Origin of the sequence: Modestobacter sp. VKM Ac-2984 (assembly GCF_026967985.1) — a bacterium.
Taxonomy (GTDB): domain Bacteria; phylum Actinomycetota; class Actinomycetes; order Mycobacteriales; family Geodermatophilaceae; genus Modestobacter.
This window is the reverse complement of the sequence record NZ_JAPVBJ010000001.1, coordinates 558,941-581,495: the sequence shown is the minus strand read 5'-3', so window position 1 is coordinate 581,495 and position 22,555 is coordinate 558,941. Positions and strand designations below refer to the sequence as shown.

Below are 22,555 nucleotides of genomic sequence, written 5' to 3'. Positions count from 1 at the left end.
CACACGCAACCGGGTCGCCGGGAGGGACTTCGGTCCCCGGGGCGCTGTTCACGCTCGGCCGCGGGCGGTCTCCCGGGTGGCCTCGTCGAAGGGCGGGGGCGCGGCGGGGTCGGCCAGCCAGGTCGCCAGCTGGACCAGTTCGTCGCGCTGGGCGGCGACGAAGGCGGCGTCCACCACCCCGCCGTGCCCGGGGACGACCGGCCCGCGCACCAGCTCGAGCAGCGCGGTGACCGTCGCCGCCCACTCCAGCGGGTAGGCGTCCTCCATGGCCGGCGGCGACCCGTCCTCGACCAGGTCCCCGGCGAAGAGGACGTCGTCCACGGCAACCACCAGGTCGGCGCTGGTGTGGCCTCGCCCGAGGTGGCGCAGCGTGACGGTGCGGCCGCCCACGTCGAGCCGGGCGAGGTCGTCGACCAGGCGGTCCGGCGGGTCGATCGGCGCGGTGGCGACCAGCTCGGCCGCGGGGTCACCCTCCTCCCGGAGGGCGGTGACCACCGAGGCCCGCTGGTGCTCGCCCGTCGCCTCGAGCTCCTCGGCGCACCGGCGGTGCCCCCAGATCTCGGCCGGGCGGAACGCGGCGTTGCCGAAGCAGTGGTCGAAGTGCGCGTGGGTGTTCACCACCGTCCACGGGTGCGGGGTGACCGTCCGGACCGCCTCGGCCAGCGCGCGGCCCTCGCCCAGGTGGCAGCGGGTGTCGATCACCAGGCAGCCGCCGTCGCCGACGACCAGGCCGCAGTTCAGGTCGAGCTCCCGGTGCCGGCGGACGAACACCCGGTCGCCGATCTCCCGCCAGCCGGCGGTCACCAGCAGATCCGCATCGGCCGGCCGCGGGAGTCCGTCGTCCCGTCCCCCACCCGCTCGGCGGTGCCGGCGGCCAGGCGCAGCGCCGACCAGGCGGCGGCGCAGGCGTCGAGCGCGTCGACGAGCGGGACGCCGACCGGTGCCCCGGCGAGCGCCTCCTCGACGTCCATCACCGCGCGGAGGGCCTGCAGCCGCTGCACCGAGCCGCGGGCGGTGCCCTTGCGGTCGGTGACCCCGCCGAGCCCGAGCCGGAACGCCAGCTCGGGGTGCACCTCCACGACACGGTCGGTCGGCGGGTCCCCGAGGACGTCGTCCAGGGCTCGGATGGAGCGGACCAGCATGAAGGCCTGTGCCGACGGTGCGCGCGGCGGCACGGTCACCGCGCGGGAGATCACCCGGGCCTCGGCGTAGTCGTCGGTGGACAGCACCGCCCGCACCGGCGTGGGGAACACCGAGCTGGCGGCGCCGGTCGGCCGCAGGAGGCCGGCAGCCGCGACGTCGCAGGCGCGGACGCCGTCCTCGGACAGCCCGATCGGCATGTCGATGGCGACCACCTCGACGTCCGGCACCGCCAGCACCGCGGCCGCGTCTGCCAGCACCTCCAGCCGCACGGACCGCCCGTCGAGCCGCGCACCGACCCATGCGCCGCGCCAACCGTCCACCCCGAGCACCGCCACCGGGCCAGCCTGCCAGGAGTGCTGAGAAGATCGGCGCATGCGCGTCTTCCTGGGCACCGACCACGCCGGCCTCGAACTGAAGTCCCACCTGATGCAGGTGCTCGCCGACGAGGGCTTCGAGCCGGTCGACTGCGGGGCCTTCGACTACGACCCGCAGGACGACTACCCGCCGTTCTGCTTCGAGGTGGGGGAGCGGGTCGTCACCGAGCCGGGCAGCCTCGGCATCGTCATCGGGGGCTCGGGCAACGGTGAGCAGATCGCCGCGAACAAGGTGCCCGGCGTCCGGGCCGCGCTGATCTGGAACGAGAGCACCGCCCAGCTGGCCCGCCAGCACAACGACGCCAACGTCGCCGCCGTGGGCAACCGGCAGCACAGCGTGGAGGAGGCCACCGCGCTGGTGCTGACCTACCTGCGCGAGCCGTTCAGCGGCGAGGAACGGCACTCCCGTCGGATCGGGCTGCTCAGCGAGTACGAGCAGAACCGGCAGCGTCCGGCCGGCGGCCTGCCCACCCGCAACCCGTGAGCAGGCTCCGGTGACCGGGGACGACCTGCGTGCCGCGGTCGCCGCGGTCCAGCAGGTCTTCGCCCGGGTGCCCGACGGCGCGGCGGCGGTCCCGACGCTGGGCACCGACGTCGTCGCGCACATCATGGCCCCGTCCAGAGGCTCGGCCCGAGCTTGCGAGGGCTGAGGAGGACGGGGTCCTTCTACTGGTACGCGCAGGACCTGGTCGCCGGGCCGGTGGAGGTGAGCGGCCTTCGACGTGGTCCGCCGGCCCGACGCCGACCTCGCCGAGACCTGCCTGCAGCTGACTGCCGCGGCCGAGGTGCTGGCCCGGGTGGTCGACGCCGCCGGCCCGGCCGAGCGCGGCGCCCACGACTGGGGGCTGGCCGACGCCTCGGGCTTCGCCGGGATGGGCTGCGCGGAGCTGCTGCTGCACACCGGCGACGTCGCCATGGACCGCCGGCTGGACTGGACCCCGCCGTCCCGGCTGGCCGAGGTAACCCGGGCACGGCTCTTCCCGTGGGCGCCGGCCGACGCCGACCCCTGGGCGGCCCTGCTGTGGGCCCACCGGCCGCGGCGAGCTGCCCGGCCGGGAGCCGGTCACCTCCTGGCGCTGGCACTGCGCCCCGCTGTCGGAGTGGGACGGCACCCAGCCCCGGTGAGGTGAAGGACCCCGCTGCCCCCACCACTCGCGAGCTCGCGGCGGGACCCTGCAGCGGGGCCGTCAGAAGTCGTCGGGGCACCAGGGCTCGACCGGCCAGCCGAAGGCCGTCGACGCCTGGGTCACCGCGCCCGGGCTGATCTCGGTCACCCGGCCGGCGGCCTGCAGGGCGGCCAGGGAGACACCGCCGAGGTAGGCCGCTGCCAGCGCGTCGACGTCCAGGACCAGGTCCGGGTCGCGGTCGGTACGGTCACTGTAAGCACCGGCCGGGTGGCCCCAGACGTGCCAGCGTCCGTCGTTCCAGTCACAGAACCGATCGCGCACCTCGAACACCATGTCCAACCGGGCCGGGTACCGGCGGGCGGAGAGCGCAGCGCCCACGTCGACCAGCCGCACCCACAGCGCATCGACCGGGCGGGCGTGCCACGCCCGCCCGTCCACCAGCAGGTGCGGCAGCGGATCGTCGGCGGAGCCGCGCGGGTACTCGATCATGCGCATGAGGTCGTGCCCGAGCAGGAAGCGCCACAGCGCGGCGTAGCTGGTCGGGCTGGTCGCCCGGACCTCCTCGACGGTCAGCGTGCCGTCGGGCTCGCTGGTGTCGGTCCAGGAGGCCCGCACCCGGTAGCTCGCGAAGCCGGTGACCGTCCCGTCGGCCTCGGTGTGCAGCGCCAGCTGGCGGGGCGGACCTCCGGCGGCGGACTCGGCGGAGTCGTGCAGCCGCCGCTCCCACCACCGCTCGTCCCGGGCCATGTTGCCCGGCACCGACCGACGCACCTGCTCGTGCAGCGCCGCGGCCGCCGGGCGGAACTCCTCGACCCCGACCAGCTGCACGGTGCCGGTGCCGCAGTCGACGTCCGGTCGCAGGCGCAGCCGTTCGGTCAGCCCGGTCCAGCCGCCCCGCCGGGCGGCCGGCGCGTACCCGAACCGGCCGTAGATCGGCCACTCGGCGGCCCACAGCGCCGCGACCGGTTCGCGGCCGGCCGCGTGCACCTCGTCCAGCTGGCGCCGCATGATCGCCGTCAGCACCCCGCGCCGCCGGTGGGTGGGGGAGACGGTCACCCAGGTGACGCCCGCCGTCGGCACCACCGCGCCCGGCACGGACATCTCCAGGCTGTAGACCCCGGCGGTGGCCGCCACCCGCTCGCCGTCGAACAGGGCGAGCGAGCGGTCCAGCTCGGCCGTCGGGGACGGGGAGTCCAGGTACGGGCCGGAGTGGTCGTGGCCGAAGGTGGTGCGCATGCCGCGGACGAAGCGCGGCCACTCCTCGGTGGTGATGGGGCGGAGCTGGTCGGCGATGTCGGTCACGGGAGGTGTCTACCCGGCGGGGACGACGGTCGGCCAACCAGTTCCGGGCCATGCGGTCTGCGTGCCAGTGCCTCAGTGGCTGGCGGCCGGCAGCCAGCCCAGCCACCGCGGCAGCCACCAGGTCCGCTCGCCCAGCACCGCCATCGCCGCCGGCAGCAGCACCCCGCGGACCAGCGTCGCGTCGATCAGCACCGCGACCGCCAGGCCCACCCCCAGCTGCTTGAACTCCAGCATCGACAGCGTCGCGAAGATGCTGAACACCGCCACCATGACCACCGCGGCGCTGGTGACCACCCCGGCCGAGCGGGAGACCCCGGTGGTCACCGCCAGCTGGATCGGGATGCCGGCCCGGGCCGCCTCGCGGACCCGGGAGACCACGAACACGTGGTAGTCCATCGACAGCCCGAAGAGCACCACGAACAGGAAGAGCGGGATCCAGGAGACGATCGCGCCGGTGGAGGTGAAGCCGAGCAGGCCCTCGGCCCAGGTCGACTGGAAGACCAGCACCAGCACGCCGTACGCGGCGCCCACCGACAGCAGGGTGAGGACGGCGGCGATCAGCGCGACCGCCAGTGACCGGAACGCCACGGTCAGCACGACGACGGTCAGCGCGAGCACGAACCCGATCACGATCGGCAGTCGCTGCGCCATCGTGTCGCTGAAGTCGGCGTCCCCGGCGGTGGCCCCGGTGACGGCCGTGGCCGTGCCGGACACGGAACCGAGCGTGGCCGGCACGAGGTCCTCCCGCAGCTGGGTGAGCCCGGCCCGGGCCTCCTCGCTGCCGGCCGCACCGGCACCCGCCACCGACAGCCGGGCGACCGTGCCGCCGGGGCTGACCTCGAGCTCACCGGCGGCCGTGCCGTCCGGCAGCCGGGCGACCAGCTCGTCGGCGGCGTCCTGGACGGCGGGGACGTCGAGCCGCTGCCCGTCGGTGCGCCAGACGACGACCTGGTCGGTGCTGCCCTCCTGCGGGAAGGCCGTGGCGATGGCGTCGTAGGCCCGGACCACCTCGCTGTCCCGGGAGAGCGCGTCGATGCCGGGGTTGGAGGTGGCCATGCCGATCGCCGGCGCGGCCACCGCCAGCAGCGTGGCCACCCCCACCGCCAGCGAGGTCCGCGGCCGGGACACCACCCGCCGGACGACGGCGGACCAGACCCGGCTGTCGTCCGAGCGGCCCACCAGCCGGCCCAGCAGCGGGACCCGCGGCCGCTCGATGCCCCGCCCCAGCAGCGCAAGCGTCGCCGGCAGCACGGTCAGGGAGCCGATCACCGACACGAGCACCACGAGGATCGTGCCGGTCGCGAACGAGGTGAACACCGGGCTCCCGGCCAGGTACATGCCCGCCATCGCCACCGCGACGGCGAGGCCGGAGGTGAGCACGGCCCGCCCGGAGGTGGCGGCGGCCAGCTCGACGGCCAGCGCGGTGGGTGCGCCGTGCCGCCGTTCCTCCCGGGCCCGCCGGACGTAGAACAACGCGTAGTCCACCCCGACGGCCATGCCGATCAGCAGCACGACGCTGGCGGTGCTCGCATCGACGGGGGTCAGCTGGGAGACCAGGGACACCAGCCCGAGGGCGCCCCCGACGGCGGTGAGCCCCAGCAGCAGCGGCACGCCGGCGGCGAACAGGGCACCGAAGGCCACCAGCAGCACGACCAGCGTCACCGGCAGGCTCAGCAGCTCCGCGCGCAGGAAGTCCTCCTCCAGCTGCTCGCCGACGACGGCGTCCAGCGAGCTCCCGCCGGACTCGACGACCCGCAGCTCCGGGTGGTCGGCCTGCACGCCGGCGACCGCGTCGAGCACCGGCTGCACCGCGTCGGCGGCCGCGTCGTCGGCGGCCGAGCCGGTGCGGTCCCCGACGTCGAGGGTGACCGGCACCAGCAGCGCCGTCCCGTCGGCGGAGGCGACCGGGTCGCCGACGGCGGCCACCTCGTCCAGCCCGCGGACGGCGGCGGTGACGTCCGCGGCGGCCGCGGTGCCCTCGGCGCCGATCGCCGAGCCGTCGCGGGTCTGCACGAGCACCTGCTCGGTCGGCGGGTCGGGGAACCCGGCGCCGTCCAGGACGACGTCGGCGCGGCCGGACTCGCCGCTGCCGCTCTGCGCAGCGGTGAGCGTCTTGGTGCCGGTGACGCCGCCGATGACGACGGCCAGCGCGACCGCCAGCACCCAGAGACCGACGACGGTCCAGCGGTGGGTGGCGCTCCACCGGGCGACCCGGACGGCGAACCCGTCCCGTGGGGGAGGAGGGGGCGCGGTGTCGGGCAGGGTGGTCAGCACGGGGACGCTCACGGTGAGGCCTTCCAGCTCGGGCGCCGCCGGGTGCGGCGTCGCTGGACCGAGCCTCGCGGCCGGAGATGATCATGTCGTTGCCGCTGACCCCCCGAACGAGGTCGGGCTGGCACCACCTCGGGGTGCCGGTCAGCCCGACGAGGGCCGTGTTCTTGCTGGTGGTCGATGACCGGTGGTCGGTGGCACCCTGCCGCCATGCCAGCCACCCCCGACGACGTCCGCGCGATCGCCCTGGCCCTGCCGGAGGCCACCGAGCGACCGGCCTGGGACATGGCCTGCCTGCGGGTGCGCGACAAGGTCTTCGCGTCGATGCCCCCGGCGGAGGAGTGGGTGGCGATCCGGCTGGCGCCCGGGGAGAACGCCGAGCTGGCCGCGGGACGCCCGGCGGTGTTCTCGGTGCCGCACCACTACCGGAACAGCAGCATGGTCGTGGTCCAGCTCGCGGCCGTCGACCGGGCGGAGCTGGCCGAGCTGCTCACCGAGGCGTGGCGACAGCGGGCCCCGGCCCGGCTGCGGGCGGCCTTCGACGCCGCAGCCGGCGGATGAGCCCGCGCCGGCGGCCCGTGGTCAGCTGCGCAGGTAGGCCAGGGTGGCCATCACCCGGCGGTGCTGGTCCTCGTCCTGGGCCAGGCCCAGCTTGGCGAAGATGTGCTGGGTGTGCTTCTCCACCGCGCCCAGGGTGACGACGAGCTCCCGGGCGATCGCGGCGTTGGAGTGCCCCTCGGCGATCAGCCCCAGCACCTCCCGCTCCCGCGGGGACAGGGCGCGCACCGGGTCGTCGCGCCGGCGCCGGGCGAACAGCTGGGCGACCACCTGCGGGTCGAGCACGGTGCCGCCGGCCACGACGTCGTCCAGAGCGGTCAGGAACTGGTCCACCTGCGCGACCCGGTCCTTGAGCAGGTACCCGACGCCGCCGGCGCCGTCGGCGAGCAGCTCGTCGGCGTAGGCGACCTCCACGTACTGGGAGAGCACCAGCACCGCGGTGCTCGGGACGGCGCGGCGCGCCTCCACCGCGGCCCGCAGCCCCTCGTCGGTGTGCGTCGGGGGCATCCGGACGTCGACGACGGCGACGTCCGGCCGGTGTTCCACCACCGCACGGACCAGTGACGGCCCGTCGGCGACGGCGGCCACCACCTCGGTCCCCGCCTCACCGAGCAGCCGCACCAGGCCCTCCCGGAGCAGCACGGAGTCCTCGGCCAGCACGACCCGCATCCGGGGCCCTCCCTCGGTCACCGGCACGGCAGCTCGCCGATCAGCCGGGTCGGCCCGCCGCGCGGGCTGTCCACGGTCAGCACCCCGTCGACCGCCCGCAGCCGGTCGGTGAGCCCGGCCAGTCCGTGACCGGGGGCGAGCACCGCGCCGCCGCGGCCGTCGTCCTCGACCACCACCCGCAGCCGGTCGTGCTCGCAGACCACCGTCACCCGGCTCACGGTCGCCTCGCTGTGCTTGGCGACGTTCGCCAGCGCCTCGCTGACCAGGAAGTACGCGGAGTTCTCAACGGGGGGCGTCAGCCGCTGCCCCGGCGGCAGGGCGCAGGCGAGCTCCACGGGGACGGGGGAGCGGGCCGCGAGCGCGGCGAGCGCGGCGGCCAGGCCGCGGTCGGCCAGCACCGGGGGCGCGATGCCGCGGGACAGCGCCCGCAGTTCCTCCAGCGTCTCCCGGGTCTGCACCGCCGCCTCGTCCAGCGTCGCCCGGGCGCCGTCGGGGTCGCTGTCGACCATCCGGCGGGCCCGGTGCAGGTCCATGCTCAGCCGGACCAGCCGCTGCTGGGGGCCGTCGTGGATGTCCCGCTCCAGCCGGCGCAGGGCCACCGCCTCGGCCGCGACCGCGGCGTCCCGGCCCTCCGACAGCCGGCCGATCTCGGCCTGGGTGGCGGCCCGGGAGGTCAGCAGCACCCGGCCGAGCTGTGCCTCGGCGAGGGCGCACCCCCGGACCACCGCGGGCAGCGTCAGCGCGAACAGGATCCCGATCGCGGTGTAGAGCAGCACCCGGTTGGTGGAGCTGTCGGCCAGCCCGATGAGCTCGGGGAACGTGTAGTTCGCCGCCTGCCCCGACTCGTCGTAGGGGATCGACCAGTCCCACGTCATGGAGGTCAGACCGGCCAGTGCCATCGCCCACCAGACGACCGTCACGACGAAGACGGGGATCGACACGGTCATGTGCAGCACGGCGTGCAGGACGTCGAGCCAGGACTGGGGGTCGCGCAGCGGGGTGATCAGTCGGCGCAGCAGCGGGGCATCCGGCTGCGTGCGCCGGTAGACCGGTCGGGGCAGTTCCCTCCGCAGGACGTCGGGCAGTTGCCTCCGCTCCAACGTCGCGAAGGCGCGGGCGACCAGCAGGGCCAGCACCAGGACCAGGAGCCCGATCCAGATGCCCAGGGTGACCACCCCGACGGTCAGCAGCGTGACCACCAGGACGAACGCGAGGATCGACAACCAGAAGTTGACCAGCACGTACCCGGTGTCCATGCCGAGCTGGCGCCACCAGCCGCGCCGGGGCTCGTGCACCACGGGGTGCTCGGCCTGGGCGGGCGGCTCGGCGGTGGTCGTCGTCATGCGGACCAGCCTGACCTGCGACGACGTGCCGCCCCAGCCCGCTGGCTGGCCGGTGCGGACTCGGGTTGTCCCGACCTGTGGGCGCTCATCTCGGGCGCTGATGCTCCCGGCGCGGACCGGCCGTGTCCAGGACCCTCCACCCGGCGGGTATCGCACCGGCGCCGGTCGCATCTACGCTCGGTGAGCCCCGACCGTGTTCGTGTCCGCCCGCCCCGGGACCCCGGCTCCCTGGTGGCCGCGGGCACAGGAAGTAGCCCATGCGCCGCACCGCAGTCCTGCCCCGTCCCGCCCGCGGCCCCGCCGTCCCGGCGCTCGCCCTGGTCACCGCGCTGGTGCTCGCCGGGTGCACCGGCTCCGACGACGACGCCGGGGCCAGCGGCTCCGGCGACGCCGACGAGCCGGTCGTGGCCGAGGTCGTCGCCACGGCTCCGGAGGCGGCACGCACGCTCGTCCCCGACACCGACCCGGTGGCCGCCGCGGTCTCGACCAGCCGTGCGTTGTTCAGCAGCTCGGACGTCGCCGTCATCGCCGGCAGCGGCGATGCCGACGCGGAACTGCTGGGGGCGGTGGCGGCGGTCGGTCTCGGGGTGCCCCTGCTGCTGGGCTCCGACGACCCGGCCGACGTCCTCGGGGCGGAGCTGGACCGCCTCGGCGTGCAGACCGTCCTCACCGTCGGCGGCGATGCCGCCGACCTGCTCCCCGGTGGCTCGGACGACGTCGACGTCGTGACCGTCCCCGCCGATGCGGAGGCGCTGGAGGAGGCGACCGGCCTGGACCTGGCCGAGGCGACGACCGTGCCCGACGCGGAGCGGGCCGCAGCGGTGGCCGCGCTGGCACCGGATGCGCTCCCGGCCCTCACGGCCGAGGTCCCGCCGGCCCCGGCGAGCCCGTCCGGGACCGAGGCCCCTGAGTCCGAGGCCCCTGAGTCCGAGGCCCCTGAGGCCGAGGCCCCTGAGTCCGAGGCGTCCGAGACGGAGGCGTCGGAGTCCGAGGTGTCGGAGTCCGAGGCGGTGGAGGCGACGGGGGAGCTGCCCGAGGTGCAGCGCGCCGAGCCGCTGGAGGACGTGGTCGTCCTGGCGAGCGGGGGCGCGCAGTCGCTGGCCGGGATCGCGACGGCCCGGGCCGCCGGCGCCGAGGTGCTGCTCACCGGCGGGATGACCGACCCGCGCGGCTCAGCGGCGGTCGTCGAGCGCCTCGCGGCCGAGCCGACGGTCGTCGTCCTCGGTGCCGACCTGGCCGGTGCGCCGGGGATCGACTGGAAGCTGGACACCGCGGCGACCGGCACCCAGCTGCCCGGCGGCGGGCAGCTGCTCTTCCCCGGCCGGCTGCTGGTCGCCCTGTACGGCACCCCCGGCACCGGTGCGCTCGGACTGCTCGGGGAGCAGGACCTCCCGGGGGCCATCCAGCGCGCCCAGGAGTACGCCGCCCAGTACGCGCCCCTCGTCGAGGCGCCCGTCGTCCCGGCGTTCGAGATCATCGCGACGGTGGCCTCGGCCGAAGCCGGTCCGGACGGGAACTACTCGACCGAGATCGACCCGGAGACCTTCCGTCCCTGGATCGAGGCGGCGGCGGAGGCCGGCGTCTACGTCGTCCTGGACCTGCAGCCCGGCCGGACGGACTTCCTGACCCAGGCCAAGCAGTACCAGTCCCTGCTGGAGTACCCCCACGTGGGACTGGCGCTGGACCCTGAGTGGCGGCTGGACCCGGGCGAGGTGCACCTGCGGCAGATCGGCCAGGTGGGCGTCGACGAGGTGAACCAGGTGGTCACCTGGCTGGCCGACCTGACCCGGGAGAACGACCTGCCGCAGAAGCTGCTGGTGCTGCACCAGTTCCAGGTGCGGATGATCATCGACCGCGAGCGCCTGGACACCACTCGGGACGAGCTGGCGATCATGGTGCACGTCGACGGGCAGGGCTCCCAGCCGGCCAAGCAGGACACCTGGGAGGTGCTGCACCGGGACGCCCCGGCGCCGCTGTACTGGGGCTGGAAGAACTTCATCGACGAGGACGTCCCGATGATCTCTCCCGAGGAGACCATCGAGACGGTGCAGCCGACCCCGGAACTGGTCACCTACCAGTAGCCCGAGTCCTTCACTCTGTCGTAGCCCTCGGGCAGGATCGGCCGGGACGTCGCAGCGCGCCTCGTCCGGGGCCCACCAGGCGACGACGGAGAGCAGGAGTGCTGCGATGACCGGTGTCGTCACCGAGCGGCCGGGTGCGGGCCCGGCCGCCGAGCTGGAGCCGCGGCTGGCCGAGCACCGGCGCGAACTCACCGGGTACTGCTACCGGATGCTCGGGTCCTCGTTCGACGCAGAGGACGCGGTCCAGGAGACGATGGTCCGGGCCTGGCGGTCGCTGGACCGCCTGCAGGGCAGCGGGGCGCTGCGCTCCTGGCTGTACCGGATCGCCACGAACGTCTGCCTCGACGCCCTCGACGGTCGCAAGCGCCGGGCGCTCCCGGTCGATCTCTCCGACGAGTCCTCGGCCCCCGTGCCGGCCTCGCTGGCCGGCGTGCTCGCCGACGGCGCGTGGGTCGAGCCGGCGCTGGACCGCACCCTCCTGCCCGTGGGGGGCGACCCGGCCGACCTGGCGGTGCAGAAGGAGTCGGTGCGGCTGGCCTTCGTCGCCGCGCTGCAGCTGCTGCCGCCGCGCCAGCGGGCCGTGCTGATCCTGCGGGACGTGCTCCGCTGGAAGGCCGACGAGGTGGCCGGGCTGCTCGAGACGTCCGTCGCCGCCGCGAACAGCGCGCTGCAGCGCGCCCGGGCCACGCTCGCTGCACACCAGGCCCGCGACAAGGCCCCCGACCAGGACGTCGCCGCCCCGGACGCCGAGCTGCTGGCCCGTTACCTGGACGCCTTCCTCCGCTACGACATCGAGGCGCTGGTCGAGCTGCTGCACGAGGACGCCGTGATGGACATGCCGCCCTATGCGATGTGGCTGCGCAGCGCCGCGGACATCGGCACCTGGTTCGCCGGCCCCGGCGCAGAGTGCCGGGGCTCGCACGTGGTGCCGCTGGAGCTCAACGGCAACCCGGCCTTCGCCCAGTGGCGGCCGAACGGTCCGGACGGCGCCCACCGGCCGTGGGCCGTTCACGCGCTGACCACGGCCAACGGGCGGATCACCCGGATGACGGCGTTCCTGGACACCCGGCTGTTCGACCTCTTCGGCCTGCCGCGCGACCCGGCCGTCGCCGACCGGTGAGCGCGGCGGGCCGGCGCTCTGCCGTCCTGGCCGGCGGGGGAGCCGGGGCGCTGCTGCCTGACCTGCGGTGATGCGTGGAGCGGGTGACCGGGATCGAACCGGCATGGCCAGCTTGGAAGGCTGGGGCTCTACCATTGAGCTACACCCGCATGCTTACCGCGCAAGCCTATCCCGTGCCCGCGCGGCGCTGTCCGCAGGCCGTCGGCCTAGACTCGCCGGTGGCCACGGGGTGTAGCGCAGCTTGGTAGCGCACCTGCTTTGGGAGCAGGGGGCCGCAGGTTCAAATCCTGTCACCCCGACACTGCCGCGAGGTCTGGAAGACTCGCGGGCACGATCGGCCGCCGTCCCCACGGAGGCCGCGACCACCCCCGTCGTACCTGAGGAGCACGCCGCTGTGAAGAGCACCATCGAGAACCTGGGCCCGACCCGGGTCCGGCTCGCGATCGAGGTGCCGTGGAGCGACCTGGACCACGCCTTCGGTGAGGTCTACAAGGAGCTGGGCAAGCAGGTGCGCGTTCCCGGCTTCCGCCCCGGCAAGGTCCCGAACCGCGTCCTCGACCAGCGGATCGGCCGCCCGGTCGTGCTCGAGCAGGTCGTCCAGCACGCCGTCCCGGAGGTCTACTCCGAGGCGATCCGGGAGAACCAGGTCCGCGTCATCAGCCAGCCGGACGTGGAGGTCACCCGCATCGACGACGGCGAGGCCCTCGCCTTCACCGCCGAGGTCGACGTCGCCCCCACGCTCGAGCTGCCCCCGCTGGACTCCCTGGCGGTGACCGTCGACGACGTCGAGGTCACCGACGAGGAGATCGACCAGCAGATCACCGTCATGCGCGAGCGCTTCTCCACCCTCTCCGGTGTCGAGCGCGCGGCCGAGGACGGCGACTTCGTCTCCATCGACCTGGAGGCCACGCTCAACGGCGAGGTGCTCGAGGACGGCAGCACCACCGGGATGTCCTACGAGGTCGGCTCCGGCAACCTGATGAACGGCCTGGACGAGGCCGTGCGGGGGCTGTCCGCCGACGAGAGCGCCACCTTCTCCACGGAGCTGCTCGCCGGTGACCAGGCCGGTGAGATGGCTGACGTGACCGTCACCGTCCGGTCGGTCAAGGCCAAGGAGCTGCCGGAGCTGGACGACGAGTTCGCCTCGATCGCCAGCGAGTTCGACACCCTGGCCGAGCTGCGCGAGGACGTCCGCACGCGGCTGGCCCGCACCAAGGTGCTGCAGCAGGGCGCGCAGGCCCGCGACAAGCTGGTCGAGCACCTGCTGGAGACCATCGAGGTCCCGGTGCCGGAGAAGCTGGTCGAGCAGGAGCTCAGCTGGCGCAGCCAGGCCATGGAGCGCGAGCTGCAGCAGGCCGGCATGGACTGGGACGCCTACTTCTCGATGACCGAGGTCGAGAACCGCGAGGCCTACGACGCCGAGATGCGCACGAACGTCGAGAAGGCGGTCAAGACGCAGTTCGTGCTCGACTCGATCGCCGACGCCCGCGAGGTCACCGTCGACAACGAGGACCTCTCCGCGCAGATCATGGCCCAGGCCCAGCGCAACCGGGTCAGCCCGGAGCAGTACGCCCAGCAGCTCCAGCAGGGCAACAACATCGCCGAGTTCGTCGCCGACGTGCGGCGCACCAAGGCGCTGGCCCAGCTGCTCGAGGAGACGACGATCACCGACGAGTCGGGCAACGTCGTCGACCTGGAGGCGCTGCGTCCGCGCACCGTCGCCGCCGACTCGGCCGACGCCGAGGACGACGACGCGGCTGAGGTCGCCGAGGCCGACGCCGTCGAGGCCGACGCCTCCCAGGAGACCGCCGCCGAGGAGACCGACACCGAGGCGACGGCCGACAAGGCCTGATCCACCCCGGCACACCGCGCCGCCCGTACCCCGCTGGGTACGGGCGGCGCTGCCGTTCCCAGGGCTCTGGCCACGGCGTCGCTGCGCCCACGGCGAACACCGGCCCGCGCCGGGAGGAACCGGTCGGGGGTGCGCGTTAGGGTCGACGTGACACTCAGGCACCCCTGAAGGACGACCACACGAGGCCGCACTGACGACCGGCACCGAGGGTCGTCCGCAGCGTCGTCGGTCGCCCCCGACCACCGGCCAACCCGTTCCACGAGACCGACTGCACCGCAGTCCTACGGAGGTCACCGCACCCGTGAGCAACTCAGACCTGATCACCGCCAGTGCGCCGCTGATGCGCGCCGGCGGCTCGATGATGAACCTCAACGACTCGGTCTACGAGCGCCTGCTGCGTGAGCGGATCATCTTCCTCGGCAGCCAGGTCGACGACGTCATCGCCAACCAGCTCGCCGCGCAGATGCTGCTGCTGTCCGCAGAGGACCCCAAGCGCGACATCCACCTCTACATCAACTCGCCGGGCGGCTCCGTCACCGCCGGCATGGCGATCTTCGACACGATGCAGTTCATCGACTGCGACGTCGCCACCTACGCGATGGGCCTGGCCGCCTCGATGGGCCAGTTCCTGCTCACCGCCGGGACGAAGGGCAAGCGCTACTCGCTGCCCCACACGCGGATCCTGATGCACCAGCCCTCGGCCGGCGTCGGCGGCACCGCCTCCGACATCGCCATCCAGGCCGAGCTCTTCCGGAGCACCAAGGTCCAGCTCAACGAGCTGCAGGCGCAGTTCACCGGGCAGACGGTCGAGCAGATCGAGAAGGACTCCGACCGCGACCGCTGGTTCACCGCGCAGGAGGCCCTCGAGTACGGCTTCGTCGACCACGTGGTGACCCGCGCAGAGTCCATGACCTCGACCGACAACCCGGTCACCGACGGACCGGAGAAGTGACCATGAGCAGCAGCTTCGAGATGCCCTCCAGCCGGTACATCCTGCCCTCCTTCGTGGAGCGCACGAGCTACGGCATGAAGGAGTCGAACCCGTACAACAAGCTCTTCGAGGAGCGCATCATCTTCCTCGGGGTGCAGGTCGACGACGCCTCGGCCAACGACGTCATGGCCCAGCTGATCACGCTGGAGTCCAACGACCCCGACCGTGACATCACGATGTACATCAACAGCCCCGGTGGCTCGTTCACCGCGCTGACGGCCATCTACGACACGATGATGTTCGTCCGCCCCGACATCCAGACCGTCTGCATGGGCCAGGCCGCCTCCGCGGCCGCCGTCCTGCTGGCTGCCGGGACGAAGGGCAAGCGGCTGGCGCTGCCGTACTCCCGGGTGCTGATCCACCAGCCCTCCGGCGAGGCCGGCGGTCAGGTCACCGACCTGGAGATCCACGCCCGGGAGATCGAGCGGGTGCGGGTGCAGATGGAGAGCATCCTGGCCCGGCACACCGGGCAGTCCCAGGAGCAGGTGCGCAAGGACATCGACCGGGACAAGATCCTCACGGCCCAGGAGGCCATGGAGTACGGGATCGTCGACCAGGTCATCCAGAGCCGCAAGCTCAACGCACTGCCGCCGGTCTGATCCGGTGACGGGACGGGCCGAGGGCGCGCGTGTCGTGCTCTCGGCCCGTACCGTTCTCCCATCCGTCGTTCCGGTGGTCTCCCGAGGACTCCGCCGGGTCACGGGGGAGGGTCGGGGCGGGTGGTGCGGGCCGGGCGACCCGGGTGAGTTCCTGCCCGGGAACGTCGGATCAGCCGGGTAGGTTCGGTGAACGCCCGATTCCCCGGTCACGACCGCAGGGACACCGAACGCCAGCAGGATGGGCGTCGACGAGGGCATGACACAGCACGAACCAACGGGACCGCGGCAGCGCTGTCCCATTCGAGGTGGAGGTCAGCCAGGTGGCACGTATCGGTGAGAGCGGCGACCTGCTCAAGTGCTCGTTCTGCGGGAAGAGCCAGAAGCAGGTCAAGAAGCTCATCGCTGGCCCTGGGGTGTACATCTGCGACGAGTGCATCGACCTCTGCAACGAGATCATCGAGGAAGAGCTCTCGGAGTCGTCGGACCTCAAGTTCGACGAGCTGCCCAAGCCCAAGGAGATCCACGACTTCCTCGAGCAGTACGTCATCGGCCAGGACCAGGCCAAGCGCACGCTCGCCGTCGCCGTCTACAACCACTACAAGCGGGTGCAGGCCGGCGGCACCGACCGGGGCCGGGACGAGGGCGTCGAGCTCGCCAAGTCCAACATCCTGCTGATGGGCCCGACCGGCTGCGGCAAGACGCACCTGGCGCAGACGCTGGCCCGGATGCTCAACGTGCCCTTCGCGATCGCCGACGCCACGGCGCTCACCGAGGCCGGCTACGTCGGCGAGGACGTCGAGAACATCCTGCTCAAGCTGATCCAGGCGGCCGACTACGACGTCAAGCGCGCCGAGACGGGGATCATCTACATCGACGAGGTCGACAAGATCGCCCGCAAGAGCGAGAACCCGTCGATCACCCGGGACGTCTCCGGCGAGGGCGTGCAGCAGGCGCTGCTGAAGATCCTCGAGGGCACGACCGCGTCGGTGCCGCCGCAGGGCGGGCGCAAGCACCCGCACCAGGAGTTCATCCAGATCGACACCACCAACGTGCTGTTCATCGTCGGTGGCGCGTTCGCCGGGCTGGACCAGGTGATCGAGGCACGCACCGGCAAGCAGGGCATCGGCTTCGGCGCCGAGGTCCGCGGCAAGGCCGAGATCGAGGAGGCCAACGCCTTCGCGCAGGTCATGCCCGAGGACCTGCTGAAGTTCGGCATGATCCCCGAGTTCATCGGCCGGCTGCCGGTGATCACCAGCGTGCAGAAGCTCGACCGCACGGCGCTGATGAACATCCTCACCGAGCCGAAGAACGCCCTGGTGCGCCAGTACCGGCGGCTGTTCGAGCTCGACGGGGTGGAGCTGGAGTTCACCGACGACGCGCTCGAGTCGATCGCCGACCAGGCCATCCTGCGGGGCACCGGTGCCCGCGGTCTGCGGGCGATCATGGAGGAGGTGCTCCAGTCGGTGATGTACGACATCCCCAGCCGCGAGGACGTCGCCACGGTCGTCATCACCCGCGAGGTCGTGCTGGAGCACGTGAACCCGACGATCGTGCCCCGCAAGCCCGCCCGCGCCCCCCGCGAGAAGTCCGCGTAACCCAGCCACAGCCCGACGGCCCGCTCCCCTGTAGGGGAGCGGGCCGTCGCTCATTCCAGGAGTGGGCGTGCGCGAACTGACAGTTGGGAGCCGCCCGACTGACAGTCCGCGCCCGCCGTCCACAAATCTGCGGCGCAGCCCCGGCGCTCGAGCCGCGAGCGACAGGCTGTGGGGGTGCGGCACGACGTTGAGGCTCTGGTCGGGCCCCGAGACTGGACCACGTGGGCGCAGTTGACGGCGCAGGTGAGCCCAACGACCGTCCGCTCCTGGGTCGCGAGTGGCCGGCTGCTGCGTCTTGGTGGTGGCTGCTACGCGGTACCGGGGTCGACGACCGACTGGCGGGTCCGGGTGGCTGCCGCCGTCCGGTCGCGGGAGGCCGTGGTCAGCCACGCCACTGCCCTGGCGCTCTGGGGCCTCGTCGCGCCGCCCGCCGGTCCCGTCCACGTCACCGTGGCGTCGGGCCGCAGTGGTCGGGGCGCCCCGGGAGTCGTGCTGCACCGGGTGGCCGACGTCGACTGGCACGTGCGGCCGGTCGGCGGGTTGCCGGTGACGTCGGTCGAGCGTTCGGTCGTGGACGCGTGGGCTGATCCCTCCGGTGCCGGGCGCCCCGCTGTCCGCGCAGCAGCGATCACCGCGGTCCGCCGGCGGCTGTGCACGGCGCGACAGCTGGCCGATGAACTGGCTCGGCGTCCACGGTTGCCCGGGCGAGCTGCGTTGACCGAACTCGTCCGATTGCTCGCCGACGGGTGCCAGAGCGAACTCGAGATCTGGGGTTGCCTGCAGGTCCTGCGTGCTCCCGGCATGCCGGCGTTCGTCCAGCAGCGTCCGATCACGGTGGCGGGGGAGCGGTTCCTCCTCGACGCCGCCTGCGAGGAGGTGCTGCTCGCCGTCGAGATGGACGGGGCCGCCTGGCACGGCTCCCGCGAGCAGCGGGAGCGGGACATCCGCCGAGACGCCCTGGCGGCCACGGTGGGGTGGCAGACGCTCCGGTTCGGCTACCAAAGGCTCACGGTCGAAGCCGCCGCCTGCCGCACCGAGATCCTGACCGTCCACGCGGCCCGGCGCCGCCTCTTCGGGCTCGACGCCGGGCGCTGAGTGCCAGGTCCGGGCTCGCCACCTGGCACTCAGCGCACATCGGTCAGTCGGTGGGCGTCTCGGCGAGGACGACGTCGACGTGGAGGGGGCCCTCGCCGGCCACCACGGTCAGCGACTGGATCCGGCCGGCGTCGATCAGGTCACCGCGGGCGGCCTCGACCGCGGCCATCCGCGCCTCGGAGACGGTCACCGTCGTCGTCGCGACGTCGGTGCGCATCGACGTCTTCGCGTCGGACTTCGCCTTGCGGACGAGCGACAGCACCTCGGCGGCCGCCGACACCACCGCGGGGTCGCCACCGGCCGGCAGCTCGGTCGCGGTCGGCCACAGCGCCCGGTGCACCGAGCCGGACTGCCACCACGACCAGACCTCCTCGGTCACGAACGGCAGCACCGGGGCGAGCAGCCGCAGCTGCACCGACAGCGCCAGCGCCAGCGTGGCCTGGGCGGAAGCAGCCTCGGGGCCCGAGCCGTAGGCGCGGGTCTTCACCAGCTCCACGTAGTCGTCGCAGAACGACCAGAAGAACGACTCGGTGACCTCGAGCGCCCGGGTGTAGTTGTAGGCCTCCATCGCCGCGGTCGCCTCGTCGACCACCTGTGACAACGAGGCGAGCAACCCGCGGTCGATCGGCTCGGTGACCGCCTCGGCCGTCAGGTCCGGAGAGGCGCCCAGCCCCAGCACGAACTTCCCGATGTTGAGCACCTTCATGGCCAGCCGGCGGCCGACCTTCATCTGCGCCTCGTCGAACGGGCTGTCCGCCCCCGGCCGGGCGCCGGCAGCGCGCCAGCGCACCGCGTCGGTGCCGTAGCGCTCCAGCACGTCGATCGGGGTGGTCGCGTTGCCCTTGGACTTCGACATCTTCTTGCGGTCGGGGTCGACCACGAAGCCGGAGATGGTCGCGTGCGTCCACGGCACCGTGCCGTGCTCGAAGTGCGCCCGGACGACGGTGGAGAACAGCCAGGTGCGGATGATGTCGTGCGCCTGGGGCCGCTGGTCCATCGGGAAGACGTGCGCGAACAGCTCCGGGTCGGTCTCCCAACCCGAGGCGACCTGCGGCGACAGCGACGAGGTGGCCCAGGTGTCCATGACGTCGGGGTCGGCCATGAAGCCGCCGGGGACGCCCCGCTGGTCGGCGGTGAAGCCCTCGGGGACGTCGGAGGACGGGTCGACCGGCAGCGCCGACTCCGGCGCCAGGATCGGCGCGGAGTAGTCGGGTTCGCCCTCGGAGTCCAACCGGTACCAGACCGGGAACGGGACGCCGAAGAACCGCTGCCGGCTGATCAGCCAGTCGCCGTTGAGCCCCTCGACCCAGTTGTCGTAGCGGTGCCGCATGTGCTCGGGCACCCACTGGATCTCCCGGCCGCGGGCCAGCAGGGCGTCGCGCAGGTCGCCGTCCCGGCCGCCGTTGCGGATGTACCACTGGCGGGTGGTGACGATCTCCAGCGGGCGCTCGCCCTTCTCGAAGAACTTCACCGGGTGGGTGATCGGCTTCGGGTCACCGACCAGGTCACCGGACTCCCGCAGCAGCTCGACGATCCGCTGCTGCGCGCTGAAGGACGTCTTGCCGGCCAGCTCGCCGTACAGGTCGGCGGGCACGTCGGCCGGCGGCTCGGCGAGGAAGCGACCGTCCCAGCCGATGACGGCGCGGGTCGGCAGCTGCAGCTCCCGCCACCAGGTGACGTCGTTGAGGTCACCGAACGTGCAGATCATCGCGATGCCCGAGCCCTTGTCCGGCTCGGCCAGCCGGTGCGCGACGACCGGGACCTCGACGCCGAACAGCGGCGTGGTGACCGTCTTCCCGAACAGCGGCTGGTAGCGCTCGTCGTCGGGGTGGGCGACCAGGGCGACGCACGCCGGCAGCAATTCGGGCCGGGTGGTCTCGATGAAGACCGGACCGGCGGCCCCGTGGAAGGAGAGACGGTGGTAGGCGCCGGGACGCTCCCGGTCCTCCAGCTCGGCCTGGGCGACCGCGGTGCGGAAGGTGACGTCCCAGAGGGTCGGCGCCTCCTGGGCGTAGGCCTCCCCGCGGGCCAGGTTGTGCAGGAACATCTTCTGCGCGGTGGCGCGGGAGGACTCCGAGATCGTCCGGTACACGTTCGACCAGTCGACCGACAGCCCGACCCGGCGCCACAGCTCCTCGAACGCGGCCTCGTCGACCGCGGTCAGCCGCTCGCACAGCTCGACGAAGTTGCGCCGGGAGATCGGCTGCTGGTCCTTGCCCGGCTTCTCCGGCGGCTCGAACGACTCGTCGTAGGGGAGCGAGGGGTCGCAGCGCACGCCGTAGTAGTTCTGCACCCGGCGCTCGGTGGGCAGGCCGTTGTCGTCCCAGCCCATCGGGTAGAAGACGTGCTTGCCGCGCATCCGGTGGTACCGGGCGACGATGTCGGTGTGGGTGTAGCTGAACACGTGACCCACGTGCAGCGACCCGCTCGCCGTCGGCGGCGGGGTGTCGATCGCGTAGGTCTGCGCGCGGGGTGCGGACAGCGCGGCGTCACGGTCGAAGGCGTAGGTGTCGCCCTCGGCCCAGCGGGCCACCCACTTCTCCTCCAGCCCGTCGATCGAGGGCTTCTCGGGTACGCCGCCGGTGCTCCCCGGGGGAGTGCTGTCCAGGGATCGGGTGTCGGCAACCATGACTGGCATCCTAAGAGCGATGAGCACCTCCCTTTCCCGTGACCTGGCCCGGGTCGAGCAGGCGCTCCTGGCGCGGTGGCCGGAGAACCGGCTCGAGCCGTCGCTGACCCGCATCTCCGCCCTGGTCGACCTGCTCGGCTCCCCCCACCGGGCGATGCCCGTCGTCCAGGTGACCGGCACCAACGGCAAGACGACGACGGCGCGGATGATCGACGAGCTGCTGCGCGGCTTCGGCCTGCGCGTCGGCCGGTTCACCAGCCCGCACCTGGAGTCGATGCGCGAGCGGATCGTGCTCGACGGCGAGCCGCTGCCGGCCGAGCGCTTCGTCGAGGTCTACGACGACGTCGCCCCCTACGTGCAGATGGTCGACGCGGGCAGCGACGTCCCGATGTCCTTCTTCGAGGTGATGGTCGCGATGGCCTACGCCGCCTTCGCCGAGGCGCCGGTGGACGTCGCGGTCGTCGAGGTCGGCATGGGCGGCACCTGGGACGCGACCAACGTCGCCGATGCCCGGGTCGCCGTCGTCACCCCCGTCTCGATGGACCACGCCGAGTACCTGGGGCCCGACGTCGCCACGATCGCCACCGAGAAGGCCGGGATCATCAAGCCGACCACCGGGGACGGCGTGCTGCCCGACGGCCGCCCGGACGGCGGTGTGGTCGCGGTGCTCGCCCACCAGCCGGCCGGCGCGCTCGAGGCGCTGGTGCGGCGGGCGATCGAGGTCGACGCGACCGTCGCCCGCGAGGGCACCGAGTTCGGTGTGCTCGAGCGCCGGGTCGCCGTCGGCGGCCAGCAGGTGCGGCTGCAGGGGCTGGGTGGGGAGTACGACGAGGTCTTCCTGCCGCTGTTCGGCGCGCACCAGGCGCAGAACGCCGCCGTCGCGCTGGCTGCGGTGGAGGCCTTCCTGGGAGCGGGGTCGGCCACCGGCCCGGTCGCCCAGGACGTCGTCCGGGAGTCTCTCGCCGCGGTGCGCTCGCCCGGGCGGCTCGAGCGGGTCCGCACGTCCCCGGCGGTGCTCGTCGACGCGGCGCACAACCCGGCCGGCATGGCGGCGACGGTCGAGGCGGTCCGCGAGTCCTTCGACTTCACCCGGCTGGTCGGCGTCGTGGGCTGCGTCCAGGGCAAGGACGTCAGCGGCATGCTGGCCGAGCTGGAGCCGCTGTGCGCCGAGCTGGTGGTCACCCAGAACAGCTCTCCGCGGGCGATCCCGGCCGATGAGCTGGGGGCGCTGGCGGTCGACGTCTTCGGGGCCGACCGGGTCAGCGTGCACCCGCTGCTCACCGACGCGCTGGAGTCGGCGATGGAGCTGGCCGAGGCCGGTCCCGACGATGCGCTGGGCGGGTCCGGCGTGCTGGTCACCGGCAGCGTGGTCACCGCGGGGGAGGCCCGCAGCCTGCTCGGCGGCAAGCGGTCATGACGGCGCCCGACCCGGTGCGCGCCGGCAAGGCGCTGGGCGGAGCTGCGGCCGCGATCCTGCTGCTGGAGGGGATCGCCGTCCTCTTCGTGCCGCGCGGCATCGCCCAGACCGGGGAGGGGCTGACCAGCACCCGGCTGACGGTCGTGCTCGTCCTGGCGGTGCTGCTGATCCTGGCCAGTGGGGTGCAGCGCCGTCCGCAGGGTCTGGTCATCGGCACGGCACTGCAGGTGCCGCTGTTGCTCACCGGGCTGATCAGCGGGGCGATGTGGCTGGTCGGCGGCGTGTTCGTGCTCATCTGGCTGTACCTGCTCCAGGTCCGCAAGGAGCTGCTGGGCGCGCCCTTCGGGCCGCCGCCGGCCGCACCCCCGGCGCCGCCCGCCGGCTGACGG

The 22,555-nt window shown here is 73.3% G+C and carries 20 protein-coding genes and 2 tRNA genes; 14 read left to right on the top strand and 8 right to left on the bottom strand.

The features are described from left to right. Positions 1 to 48 precede the first annotated feature (48 nt). Both O2W16_RS02790 and O2W16_RS02785 read right to left on the bottom strand, forming a co-directional pair. Entirely contained in the window at positions 49 to 804 is a 756-nt protein-coding gene (locus O2W16_RS02790) for an MBL fold metallo-hydrolase (protein WP_269157267.1), read from the bottom strand. Beyond that, complete coding sequence (locus O2W16_RS02785; RefSeq protein ID WP_269157266.1) at positions 801 to 1,517, bottom strand: DUF429 domain-containing protein; 717 nt, start codon at positions 1,515 to 1,517, stop codon at positions 801 to 803. Before O2W16_RS02785 ends, O2W16_RS02790 begins: the two co-directional genes overlap by 4 nt. On the opposite strand from O2W16_RS02785, the gene O2W16_RS02780 reads away from it, so the two are divergent. From O2W16_RS02780 to O2W16_RS02770, 3 genes are all read left to right on the top strand, one after another. After that, positions 1,516 to 2,001, top strand: coding sequence for a ribose-5-phosphate isomerase (locus O2W16_RS02780; protein WP_269157265.1), 486 nt, complete (start codon positions 1,516 to 1,518; stop codon positions 1,999 to 2,001). The genes O2W16_RS02785 and O2W16_RS02780 overlap by 2 nt on opposite strands. A 10-nt stretch (positions 2,002 to 2,011) precedes the next feature. After that, positions 2,012 to 2,167 (top strand): hypothetical protein, encoded by a 156-nt coding sequence (locus O2W16_RS02775; protein ID WP_269157264.1) that lies wholly within the window; start codon positions 2,012 to 2,014, stop codon positions 2,165 to 2,167. A 72-nt stretch (positions 2,168 to 2,239) separates the two neighbouring features. Next, positions 2,240 to 2,647: a hypothetical protein gene (locus O2W16_RS02770; protein ID WP_269157263.1), complete on the top strand. Its 408-nt coding sequence runs from the start codon at positions 2,240 to 2,242 to the stop codon at positions 2,645 to 2,647. Between the two features lie 57 nt (positions 2,648 to 2,704). On the opposite strand, the gene O2W16_RS02765 is transcribed toward O2W16_RS02770, so the two are convergent. Both O2W16_RS02765 and O2W16_RS02760 read right to left on the bottom strand, forming a co-directional pair. Then, the gene (locus tag O2W16_RS02765) at positions 2,705 to 3,946 is read right to left on the bottom strand and encodes a GNAT family N-acetyltransferase (protein WP_269157262.1); all 1,242 of its coding nucleotides are present in this window, start codon (positions 3,944 to 3,946) and stop codon (positions 2,705 to 2,707) included. A 72-nt stretch (positions 3,947 to 4,018) separates the two neighbouring features. Next, positions 4,019 to 6,232: an MMPL family transporter gene (locus O2W16_RS02760; RefSeq protein WP_269157261.1), complete on the bottom strand. Its 2,214-nt coding sequence runs from the start codon at positions 6,230 to 6,232 to the stop codon at positions 4,019 to 4,021. Between the two features lie 195 nt (positions 6,233 to 6,427). Between O2W16_RS02760 and O2W16_RS02755 the strand changes: the two genes are divergently transcribed. Continuing rightward, positions 6,428 to 6,778: an MmcQ/YjbR family DNA-binding protein gene (locus tag O2W16_RS02755; RefSeq protein ID WP_269157260.1), complete on the top strand. Its 351-nt coding sequence runs from the start codon at positions 6,428 to 6,430 to the stop codon at positions 6,776 to 6,778. 21 nt (positions 6,779 to 6,799) lie between these two features. On the opposite strand, the gene O2W16_RS02750 is transcribed toward O2W16_RS02755, so the two are convergent. Continuing rightward, the gene (locus O2W16_RS02750) at positions 6,800 to 7,444 is read right to left on the bottom strand and encodes a response regulator (RefSeq protein ID WP_269157259.1); all 645 of its coding nucleotides are present in this window, start codon (positions 7,442 to 7,444) and stop codon (positions 6,800 to 6,802) included. A 17-nt stretch (positions 7,445 to 7,461) separates the two neighbouring features. Beyond that, entirely contained in the window at positions 7,462 to 8,787 is a 1,326-nt protein-coding gene (locus O2W16_RS02745) for a sensor histidine kinase (protein WP_269157258.1), read from the bottom strand. Between the two features lie 257 nt (positions 8,788 to 9,044). On the opposite strand from O2W16_RS02745, the gene O2W16_RS02740 reads away from it, so the two are divergent. Together O2W16_RS02740 and O2W16_RS02735 are read left to right on the top strand one after the other, a co-directional pair. Further along, positions 9,045 to 10,868: a cell wall-binding repeat-containing protein gene (locus O2W16_RS02740; protein ID WP_269157257.1), complete on the top strand. Its 1,824-nt coding sequence runs from the start codon at positions 9,045 to 9,047 to the stop codon at positions 10,866 to 10,868. A gap of 106 nt (positions 10,869 to 10,974) precedes the next feature. After that, a complete protein-coding gene (locus O2W16_RS02735) occupies positions 10,975 to 11,988 on the top strand; it encodes a sigma-70 family RNA polymerase sigma factor (RefSeq protein ID WP_269157256.1) in 1,014 nt (337 codons plus the stop codon). 75 nt (positions 11,989 to 12,063) lie between these two features. On the opposite strand, the gene O2W16_RS02730 is transcribed toward O2W16_RS02735, so the two are convergent. Beyond that, positions 12,064 to 12,137: transfer RNA gene (locus O2W16_RS02730), tRNA-Gly, on the bottom strand. A 76-nt stretch (positions 12,138 to 12,213) separates the two neighbouring features. On the opposite strand from O2W16_RS02730, the gene O2W16_RS02725 reads away from it, so the two are divergent. From O2W16_RS02725 to O2W16_RS02700, 6 genes are all read left to right on the top strand, one after another. After that, positions 12,214 to 12,287 (top strand) — tRNA-Pro (locus O2W16_RS02725). 95 nt (positions 12,288 to 12,382) lie between these two features. Continuing rightward, a complete protein-coding gene (gene tig / locus O2W16_RS02720; RefSeq protein ID WP_269157255.1) occupies positions 12,383 to 13,840 on the top strand; it encodes a trigger factor in 1,458 nt (485 codons plus the stop codon). 301 nt (positions 13,841 to 14,141) lie between these two features. Next, positions 14,142 to 14,792 carry an ATP-dependent Clp protease proteolytic subunit gene (locus O2W16_RS02715; protein WP_442928895.1) on the top strand — a complete coding sequence of 217 codons (651 nt, stop codon included), beginning with the start codon at positions 14,142 to 14,144 and terminating at the stop codon, positions 14,790 to 14,792. A gap of 2 nt (positions 14,793 to 14,794) precedes the next feature. Next, positions 14,795 to 15,430 carry an ATP-dependent Clp protease proteolytic subunit gene (locus tag O2W16_RS02710; RefSeq protein WP_269157254.1) on the top strand — a complete coding sequence of 212 codons (636 nt, stop codon included), beginning with the start codon at positions 14,795 to 14,797 and terminating at the stop codon, positions 15,428 to 15,430. Positions 15,431 to 15,750: 320 nt separating this feature from the next. Beyond that, positions 15,751 to 17,025, top strand: a complete 1,275-nt coding sequence (clpX, locus tag O2W16_RS02705; RefSeq protein ID WP_269157253.1) for an ATP-dependent Clp protease ATP-binding subunit ClpX — start codon at positions 15,751 to 15,753, stop codon at positions 17,023 to 17,025. Positions 17,026 to 17,268: 243 nt separating this feature from the next. Next, the gene (locus O2W16_RS02700; protein ID WP_269157252.1) at positions 17,269 to 18,120 is read left to right on the top strand and encodes a DUF559 domain-containing protein; all 852 of its coding nucleotides are present in this window, start codon (positions 17,269 to 17,271) and stop codon (positions 18,118 to 18,120) included. A 43-nt stretch (positions 18,121 to 18,163) separates the two neighbouring features. Here the strand turns inward: O2W16_RS02700 and valS are convergent, their stop codons facing one another. Beyond that, positions 18,164 to 20,749: a valine--tRNA ligase gene (gene valS, locus O2W16_RS02695; RefSeq protein WP_269157251.1), complete on the bottom strand. Its 2,586-nt coding sequence runs from the start codon at positions 20,747 to 20,749 to the stop codon at positions 18,164 to 18,166. 19 nt (positions 20,750 to 20,768) lie between these two features. On the opposite strand from valS, the gene O2W16_RS02690 reads away from it, so the two are divergent. Continuing rightward, positions 20,769 to 22,166 (top strand): bifunctional folylpolyglutamate synthase/dihydrofolate synthase, encoded by a 1,398-nt coding sequence (locus O2W16_RS02690; protein ID WP_269157250.1) that lies wholly within the window; start codon positions 20,769 to 20,771, stop codon positions 22,164 to 22,166. Continuing rightward, positions 22,163 to 22,552, top strand: coding sequence for a DUF4233 domain-containing protein (locus O2W16_RS02685; RefSeq protein WP_269157249.1), 390 nt, complete (start codon positions 22,163 to 22,165; stop codon positions 22,550 to 22,552). Before O2W16_RS02690 ends, O2W16_RS02685 begins: the two co-directional genes overlap by 4 nt. Positions 22,553 to 22,555 lie beyond the last annotated feature (3 nt).